At 31.5% G+C, this 6,909-nt stretch carries 10 protein-coding genes; 5 read left to right on the top strand and 5 right to left on the bottom strand.

Features of this window, described 5'->3' with window-relative positions; genetic code table 11:
* Nucleotides 1-85 precede the first annotated feature (85 nt).
* Together ACHZC3_RS12385 and ACHZC3_RS12380 are read left to right on the top strand one after the other, a co-directional pair.
* Nucleotides 86-508 (top strand): DUF6943 family protein, encoded by a 423-nt coding sequence (locus tag ACHZC3_RS12385; protein WP_394760180.1) that lies wholly within the window; start codon nt 86-88, stop codon nt 506-508.
* A 29-nt stretch (nt 509-537) separates the two neighbouring features.
* The gene (locus ACHZC3_RS12380) at nt 538-717 is read left to right on the top strand and encodes a hypothetical protein (protein WP_151105996.1); all 180 of its coding nucleotides are present in this window, start codon (nt 538-540) and stop codon (nt 715-717) included.
* A 49-nt stretch (nt 718-766) separates the two neighbouring features.
* On the opposite strand, the gene ACHZC3_RS12375 is transcribed toward ACHZC3_RS12380, so the two are convergent.
* From ACHZC3_RS12375 to ACHZC3_RS12355, 5 genes are all read right to left on the bottom strand, one after another.
* Nucleotides 767-1,273: a hypothetical protein gene (locus tag ACHZC3_RS12375; RefSeq protein WP_394760179.1), complete on the bottom strand. Its 507-nt coding sequence runs from the start codon at nt 1,271-1,273 to the stop codon at nt 767-769.
* An 88-nt stretch (nt 1,274-1,361) separates the two neighbouring features.
* Entirely contained in the window at nt 1,362-1,541 is a 180-nt protein-coding gene (locus tag ACHZC3_RS12370; protein ID WP_394760178.1) for a hypothetical protein, read from the bottom strand.
* Nucleotides 1,525-1,746, bottom strand: coding sequence for a hypothetical protein (locus ACHZC3_RS12365; protein WP_394760177.1), 222 nt, complete (start codon nt 1,744-1,746; stop codon nt 1,525-1,527). The genes ACHZC3_RS12370 and ACHZC3_RS12365 overlap by 17 nt, the downstream gene beginning before the upstream one ends.
* 9 nt (nt 1,747-1,755) lie before the next feature.
* The gene (locus ACHZC3_RS12360; RefSeq protein ID WP_394760176.1) at nt 1,756-2,151 is read right to left on the bottom strand and encodes a DUF5675 family protein; all 396 of its coding nucleotides are present in this window, start codon (nt 2,149-2,151) and stop codon (nt 1,756-1,758) included.
* 1 nt (nt 2,152) lies between these two features.
* Nucleotides 2,153-2,908, bottom strand: a complete 756-nt coding sequence (locus tag ACHZC3_RS12355; protein WP_394760175.1) for a hypothetical protein — start codon at nt 2,906-2,908, stop codon at nt 2,153-2,155.
* A 1,009-nt stretch (nt 2,909-3,917) separates the two neighbouring features.
* Here ACHZC3_RS12355 and ACHZC3_RS12350 point away from each other — a divergent pair.
* From ACHZC3_RS12350 to ACHZC3_RS12340, 3 genes are all read left to right on the top strand, one after another.
* Nucleotides 3,918-5,177, top strand: a complete 1,260-nt coding sequence (locus tag ACHZC3_RS12350) for a site-specific integrase (protein ID WP_394760174.1) — start codon at nt 3,918-3,920, stop codon at nt 5,175-5,177.
* A 97-nt stretch (nt 5,178-5,274) separates the two neighbouring features.
* The gene (locus tag ACHZC3_RS12345; protein ID WP_394760173.1) at nt 5,275-6,111 is read left to right on the top strand and encodes an RteC domain-containing protein; all 837 of its coding nucleotides are present in this window, start codon (nt 5,275-5,277) and stop codon (nt 6,109-6,111) included.
* A 272-nt stretch (nt 6,112-6,383) separates the two neighbouring features.
* Nucleotides 6,384-6,686, top strand: a complete 303-nt coding sequence (locus ACHZC3_RS12340) for a helix-turn-helix domain-containing protein (RefSeq protein WP_394760172.1) — start codon at nt 6,384-6,386, stop codon at nt 6,684-6,686.
* The last annotated feature ends 223 nt before the right edge of the window (nt 6,687-6,909 follow it).

Genomic DNA, 6,909 nt, shown 5'->3' with positions numbered 1-6,909 from the left:
GACTTTCTTTTTTTTCTTTTTTTCTTTTAAAAATTTTAGGTGTGGCTTGTAGTAACGAGGCACACCACCGTAAAAACCCGAATATATGCCAAATTTCATTATCAAAACACACCGAAAAGAGACGTTATACGCCAAACCGCATTTATTTATACTTAACAAAGGAATGAACAGCGGTAAGCCCCAAAAAGAGCCATTTACGAACAGTTTTGTAGTCATTTTTCAAAACGAAAAAGATTGCGAGAGTATTTATTTTGTTGCTTACAGCTTATGGAAAACTAAATTTTGGCATCAATATTTAGTGGGTTCAGTAATTCCATTTTTACGCCTTCCAGACTTCTCAAAAGAATTCAATCCAAAAGCCAATGTGATGATGCAGGAACACGAGGAGCATCAAAAGAATATAGCTGCACTCAAACTTTTAGAGTTAAAAGAGAAACAATTTCACGAAAACATCAATCTAATTAACGATTTAAGAAGAGTTATTCTACATCGTTATTGCAAAAAATAAATCTAATTATTAACCATAAATTTTCAACTATGAAACTATTTATTTTGTACCAAACCGACAATTGGAAAAGCAGAGCATCAAGAGTATGTTTTGGCGTTTTCGACACACGAGCCAAAGCAATTGATAGTGCAAAATGGCAAGAATTGTATAACCACAATTCAGAAGTTGTAGTTTTAGAAGTTACGCTAAATCTATTTGAAGAAATTTAATTTTTTTTGCAATAAAAAAGCCTAGTCGTTTGACTAGGCCTATGTTTATTCATAAATTTAAGAAAGTTAAATCATTCTTCAGATACAACTTCCAAGTGAACCAAGAAGTTTGAAACCAGCTACCTTTTTTTTCTTTAATAAAATTAAATCTTTTGCTGGGTATCAAAATTTGGACTTTGTTTTTTTGGAACATTTCACTTCGCTTTTTTCCTTCCAAAGTTGTTATTGGCAGCAGCATCATAAAAGGTTTATTAAGTTCAAACGCTCTTTTCAAAAATTGATCTTTCAAGGAAAATGGTGGATTTGTAATTATCAAGTCATAGTGTTCAGGTTGATATTTAAAAAAGTCTAACCCTTCATTTAAATATGAGGAAATGACTTCAAAACCGTTTTCTTTCAAAACATTGACAATTTCACTGTTCTCAATTGCAGTACATTCCCAAATCGTTTTAACACCAAGAGGAATAAAAGGTAAAATACACTCTACAGCTTCTTTTGGAGTGTATAATTCATCAAAAGCTCCTCTCTTGATATAATTTATTTTGTTTTGTATCATATAGTTATTTTTAAATTATAAAAGCCCATTCCGTGAGGTTTGGGCTTCATTTGTTTAACCCAAAGGTTACCACAACTAGAGTTAAACTTTATTCTTTGTGCTTCTTACTAAAATATTTAAGTAATATTGAAATTATAAAACTGACAATTGCACCAATGGTAGCCAAAACAACCGTTTTTACAACATCATCAGAATTTAAATTTGGTACAATACTTAAAAATGTACCACTAGCAGTTCCAATTATTGTTGGATTACTTTGTGTTTGCATTATTTTCAGTTGTTAATTGGCTCACTGCCGAAACAACGCCACCAGCTACAGCTAAATAACCACCAATAGTAGTAACAATAACTGGCATTGCGATTGGAGTAGCCAAAATAGTTCCTCCAACAGCAGCCAATGCTAAACCAATATTTCGAAGCACTTTAAAAAATTTCGGAGTTGGAGCTTTCGCTCTATTTATTATTTTTTTCATAATCTTATTTTAAGATTGAACAATTAAAACAACACTTTCGTTTTTGACTAAAATTGGATATAATAAATTTTTCAATTTAGAAAATGCTTTTCGAGACATCAGACCCAATCCGGGTCCAGAAAGTTTTGTTACTGGAGCAATACATCCATTCAATTCTAGCAACGCATTATTGGCAGGGTGAAACAGAATTAAACTTCTGTTTTGGACATCCAAAACTTCCAAATGCCATTGAAATTTTTTGCTGTATCTCTTTTTTATAAAATATTTCCCTTCTAGAATGCAGGAAACTTTCGTTTTGTTGTTTTTCCAAGGCAATTCAATTGTCAAACAAATAAGTTTGCCTTCGCATTCGAGTTTTCCATTAGTTCCGTCAGGAAAATAAGTTCTTGATAGTGTCAAAACCATCTTACAATCCGCTCACTTGCACCAATCCTAACGGATTGTATGCACCATTTTTAAGAGCATACATTTGACCATTTACTTGTTGGTAAAACTCAACACCAAGAGCTAAAAACAAAGGTTTTGTACTAGCTGGAGTTACCGTATTGGTTTGAGTAATGATCGCAGTTGCCACTGAATCCCAAGGTAAAATTCCAGTTTCTGAATTTTCAACTACAAAGGTTTCCGCTTCAAAATCTACTTCCGCACCAGCAGAAATGATTTTAAAATGTGTTGTTCCGCTTGGAGCTGCAATCATATTGGCAGGTATAAATGGAGCTAAAGTAACTTCAATTACACCAGTTGGACGGTCAATAGTTGCCACAAATGGCGCAAATAAACTGGTGCCCAGTTTTCCACGAATATTGAATTCAAAACCTGCTAAAAGTTCGGCTTCGCCATCAATAACGTTTCGCAAACCTCTCACGCTAATTAAATCAGCTTGAATAACTTGTATCATTCGTTGAGTTAAACGACTAACCATTCTTCCATCGGCAGAATTCAAAAGCAACGCTCTTAAAGCCGTTCTCAAAATCTTGCCTGCTTTCCCAGCGCGACCAAATTCAGAACCGTTCTCACGTGTTCTTTGAAACGCTGGATCACTCGCAATTCTGCTTGCATCGATTCCACCTTTTTCACGAGCCAGATGTCCGTCTTGGGTTTTGTAAAAAGTAATATCTCCGATAGTACCTTTCAATTTAATTATGCCTTTCTGTCTTGCCATAATTTCTAAAATTTAGATTAATAATTGCTCTAAATCATCTTTCTGTTGCAACATCTTCCGATTGATTTCGGACAAATTTTAGCCAATTAAACAGAATAAAAAAGTAACACCAATCCAATATGACACTTTACGACATAAATGGCAGGAATGACCACAAATGGCAATATATGAGCCTTTCAAATAGTCTTAAATCACAGATTATTACACAAAGGATTTTTTTTCTAATTTTACACAATGCAAAAATTTGGATTATAGGGTTTTAAAGTAAGTCAAAGCCTAGTCAAAGGCATAGATAATGTATGAAAACAGAAAATAAGAGATTATGTATCTACCCAAAGGACATACAACGCATTACTGGAAAGAGTTATCGACAAAGCATTAGATTGTTGCAAAAGATGAGAATTGAGCTTAACAAGCTTGAAAATGAGTTTGTATCAATCGAGGAGTTTTGTGTTTACACCAGTTTAAAATATGAGCAGGTAGAACCTTTGATAATTGGTTAGAAATGAAATGTAAGATTACTAAAAATTAAACTTTAGAAATTTGCTAACCAGACTATTAACCAGTTCATTTTTTGATAATGTTTTCTTCCAAATTGCTTCAAAAAGTCATAAAATATAACTACATTTGTACTATAAGTTAATCGAAGTTTTGCAATGCAAAAAGCAGGTGCATAATAGAGACCCTAGTTTACGAATAGAATTTAAAAATCTATATATCAATTGGTTAGAAATGGAAAACAAATCCCTCTTTCTCCGCTGGTTATTTCAAAAAACCTAACAAAACCCTTTAAATCGTATGATTTAGAGGGTTTTTTAATTTACGCCCTATCCATTTTATTCAAAGTTTCTCATTCTAAAGGGGCACAATTCGGGGCACAATGAAAAGCAGTTTATAAAGTACCCCGAATTCCTTGCCAGCCCTTTATTAGCAGGTGGTTCAAAAAATGAACATCTTGTTTTGTGTTGATAGTTTTTGCAAATTAATTATGAACTTAAAGGTCACCAAAATGAAAACTACAATCACCATTCTTTTTTATCTAAAAAGAGCTAAAGTCAATCCACAAGGACTAGTTCCAATTTTTCAGAGAATTACCGTAAACAGTAAGCGTAATGATAAAAGTACAGGTAAATTTATAGATCCTGACAAATGGCACTCTGAAATGTCGAAAGTAAAAGGTAATTCAGAAGAAGCTCGAACAATTAATAGTCATCTTGATAATCTAAAAATTAAAGTGAATCAAGCTGAAAAAATTCTGATTGCAAAAGATATTGAAGTTACTTCAGAAACTTTGAACAATGAACTTTTTGGAATCAAGGAAAGAGTAAGAACTGTAATCCCAATATTTGAAGAACACAATCGTAAAATAGAAGAACTACTTGGAATAGAATATGCACCAGGAACTTTGGAAAGATACAAAACATCACTAAAACATACCGTAAATTTCATTCAGTGGAAATATAATGTTTCAGACATTAACATTGATAAAATCGACCATGCTTTTATAACGGAGTATGAATTCTATTTGAGAAGTGTCCGCAGATGCAATAACAATTCAGCAGTTAAATACATTAAAAACTTCCACAAGATAATCAATCAATGTCTTGCAAATGGGTGGCTTTTAAAAGATCCCTTTGTGAATTATAAAGCCAAAGTAAAAGAAGTAATTAGAGAGTTCTTAAGCGAAGAGGAAATAGAAAGAATTATTGACAAACAATTTGTTTCTGAAAGGTTGGGGTTAGTTCGTGATATTTTTGTTTTCAGTTGCTTTACTGGACTCGCTTATATTGATGTGAAGCAATTAACAAAAAATCATATTAGCTTAGGAATCGATGGAGATAAATGGATTTTTACTACAAGACAAAAAACAGAAACACTATCAAAAATCCCACTATTGCCCGTAGCACAACAAATGATAGATAAATACGAAAATCATCCAACTTCTAATAATGAAAATCGATTATTGCCAATATTGAGTAATCAAAAAATGAATGCGTATTTAAAAGAAATTGCAGATGTTTGCGGTATCAATAAAGACCTAACTTTTCACATTGCTAGACATACTTTTGCAACAACTGTAACGCTTTCAAATGGAGTGCCGTTAGAAACGGTTAGTAAAATGCTAGGTCATACAAATTTGAAAACTACACAACACTATGCTAAGATATTAGATACTAAAATTAGCAATGATATGCAAATACTGAAGCAAAAATTCGTTGTAAAATCGCAAAGTGTTGATAATGAATTAAATCTAATTAAAGTGAATTAATTTTAAGGAATTATTATAAGTTTATGAAAATTTTCACAATATATTTTGTAAATAATAGTTTTATTTGAATCATATCTAAAACTATTATTTCTTTTATATGAATGTATTTTGTAACCCATTTTTTATCGATTTTGAAAATGAATTTGAGATTATTAAAAACTCATTTACAGATGTAATAATTCAAGCCAATGAATTAATTCGATTTATAGAAAGAAAAATAAAAGAACTTTACAGTTGGCTCAAAATCTATATTTTTGAATCTTCAACTGAAGAAATATACTTTTTTAAGGAATTGAAACCCAAATTAGTTTCAAGATTAATTTTTTATAAAAATATCCTAAAATTAGAATCTAATTTACCTATCGGTATAAAATTAAAGAGAAAGTGTTTTGAAAAAGCACTAGATAAAGTGTATCAACAATCAAGAAAAGACAAAGATTTTTATCAATATTATCGTTCGAGAGCAACTTCTAAAGATGAACAATACTTTATTAGAAGCAATGATAAATCAATTGTAAATCACGATTGTTCGCTGGTAAATTATGATGAAAAACTGTGCTCTACCCACGATTATAAAGTAGCTATTTTAATAGCAAATGATTTACTGTCAGTTCATTTGGAAGATAAATTGGAAAAAATAAACAATTCCTGTAATATCGTACACCCATCACTAAAAACAAACCTCAACTGGACAGGTAATAAAATAGATTTAATCGAAGTTATTTATGCGCTCCACCATCAAAAAGTCATCAATGGCGGAAATATTGATATTAAAGATTTAGCAGCACATTTTGGAAATTTTTTTAATATTGATTTAGAAGAAAACATCTATCGTAGTTATGTAGATATTAAAAATAGAAAGACTGTAAAAACTAAGTTTTTGCACCATCTTTCAGAAAATTTCAATACTAAAATAATCGAAGAAGAACATTAAAATCCAAGTCAACGACTTGGATTTTTTAGTTACAAAAACACCAAACTTGGGTTCAGGTTGGGAAAAACGGTTTAAAGTGACTTTTTAGCCTAAAATTACCTTAATATTCGGATTTACATAAATGCCTTCCTACTTAAAATAAATAATAATACCCGAAAACAGTCTGTTTTGCTTCAATTTGAATAAAAATAACACCCAACTTGGGTTCGACTTGTGAACAAATGTTTGTCAGATGCTATTGTTTTGTATTCGAACCAATAAACAATTTCATCATGCTATTACACCCAAAAAAATTATTTCCAGAAGTCGAAAACATAGAGCTTCTAAACCACCAGAATGTTACCAAACGTGATTTACTCAACTTCGGAAATTTATTGTTAGCCGAATTCAAAAGTATGTCTAATGAGGAGGAAAAAACAGCCCAGTGGCTCAAATCGGCAGAAGTTCGCAAACTACTTAAAATTTCTCCGGGTACTTTGCAAAATTTGCGCATCAATGGTACGTTGCACTACACAAGAGTTGGCGGAATTATCTATTACAAATATGATGATATTAAAAAATTATTAGAAATGTAATATGAAAACAGAAACAACACCTTGCAATGGCACTTGTGAAATTTGCGATTGCAATAAAAAGCCAAAACAAATAGTTAAATCTACAACTTGATTAAGATGAATTACATCAAACACCTAACAGGATTTTTTGAGAAAATTGTAAACGATCATTCGTTAAATCCAACACATATTAGCTTGTATGTTTCGCTGTTTCAATGCTGGAACACGAATCGGTTTCAGAATC

Origin of the sequence: Flavobacterium sp. (genome assembly GCF_043720215.1) — a bacterium.
Lineage (GTDB): Bacteria > Bacteroidota > Bacteroidia > Flavobacteriales > Flavobacteriaceae > Flavobacterium.
The sequence above is the reverse complement of the archived record's forward strand: the minus strand, read 5'-3'. Positions and strand labels throughout refer to the sequence as shown.

Excerpts from the sequence above, each read along its gene's own strand:
- ACHZC3_RS12355 (WP_394760175.1), bottom strand. The coding sequence starts at position 2,908 with ATGGCAAGACAGAAAGGCATAATTAAATTGAAAGGTACTATCGGAGAT.
- ACHZC3_RS12340 (WP_394760172.1), top strand. The coding sequence starts at position 6,384 with ATGCTATTACACCCAAAAAAATTATTTCCAGAAGTCGAAAACATAGAG.
- ACHZC3_RS12360 (WP_394760176.1), bottom strand. The coding sequence starts at position 2,151 with ATGGTTTTGACACTATCAAGAACTTATTTTCCTGACGGAACTAATGGA.
- ACHZC3_RS12380 (WP_151105996.1), top strand. The coding sequence starts at position 538 with ATGAAACTATTTATTTTGTACCAAACCGACAATTGGAAAAGCAGAGCA.
- ACHZC3_RS12365 (WP_394760177.1), bottom strand. The coding sequence starts at position 1,746 with ATGAAAAAAATAATAAATAGAGCGAAAGCTCCAACTCCGAAATTTTTT.
- ACHZC3_RS12385 (WP_394760180.1), top strand. The coding sequence starts at position 86 with ATGCCAAATTTCATTATCAAAACACACCGAAAAGAGACGTTATACGCC.
- ACHZC3_RS12345 (WP_394760173.1), top strand. The coding sequence starts at position 5,275 with ATGAATGTATTTTGTAACCCATTTTTTATCGATTTTGAAAATGAATTT.
- ACHZC3_RS12350 (WP_394760174.1), top strand. The coding sequence starts at position 3,918 with ATGAAAACTACAATCACCATTCTTTTTTATCTAAAAAGAGCTAAAGTC.
- ACHZC3_RS12370 (WP_394760178.1), bottom strand. The coding sequence starts at position 1,541 with ATGCAAACACAAAGTAATCCAACAATAATTGGAACTGCTAGTGGTACA.
- ACHZC3_RS12375 (WP_394760179.1), bottom strand. The coding sequence starts at position 1,273 with ATGATACAAAACAAAATAAATTATATCAAGAGAGGAGCTTTTGATGAA.